Below are 777 nucleotides of genomic sequence, written 5' to 3'. Positions count from 1 at the left end.
AGTTTGCTGCGGTTTTGAAGTATCGCGTTGCGATGCCGCGGAAGTGTTTGAGACGATTGAAGAACCGTTCGACCTTGTTGCGTTCGCGGTAGAGGTCTCGGTCGACGGTCCTGACCACGCGGACGTTGGACTGGCTGGGGATGTGGGCGGTGGCGCCCGACGCCTCGATGGCCGCGATCACGGCCTGTCCGAAGTAGCCCCTGTCGCCGACGACATCTCCGGTGAGGCCAAGGGGGCCGACAAGCTCGGGCGCGGTGGTCTTGTCGGAGGCCTGTCCGGGCGTGAGCAGGAGTCTCACTGGCAGGCCGCTCCCGTTCACGACGGCGTGGATCTTTGTCGTCAGGCCTCCCCGAGACCGTCCGATGGCGTGATCCGCGCCCCTTTTTTTCCACCCGCAGCGTGCTGGTGGGCGCGCACGATCGAGCTGTCGATAAGGTGCAGGGAACTTGGGGATTTCTCCGCCAGGGCCTCGAAAATGCGAAGCCAGACCCCCGCCTTCGCCCACCTGTTGTAGCGATTGTAAACCGTTGTCCGCGGCCCGTAGCGCTCCGGCAGGTCGCGCCACGGCGCACCGGTTCTCAGGATGTAGAAGATGCCCGAGATCACCCGCCGGTCATCAACCCGCGCCACCCCTCGCGGCTTGTTCGGCAACAGCGGCGAGATCACCGCCCATTCCGCATCGCTCACATCGTGTCTGCCCGTCATGCTCACCTCCGTTTCCGAAAGTGAATCATCACACCGCCAAAAACGGAATCCCGTTTATGAGTTCACGACCTA

General features: G+C 63.2%; 1 pseudogene. It reads right to left on the bottom strand.

Annotation, left to right across the window (positions count from 1 at the left end):
• Positions 1-705 (bottom strand): annotated as a pseudogene (locus tag PSA7680_RS18630) (IS5 family transposase); the annotation flags it as partial.
• Positions 706-777 lie beyond the last annotated feature (72 nt).

It is taken from the genome of Pseudoruegeria aquimaris (assembly GCF_900172235.1).
In the GTDB taxonomy this organism is placed as follows: Bacteria; Pseudomonadota; Alphaproteobacteria; order Rhodobacterales; family Rhodobacteraceae; genus Pseudoruegeria; species Pseudoruegeria aquimaris.
Note: the sequence above shows the minus strand (reverse complement) of the source record. Positions and strands in the feature narration are given on the sequence as shown.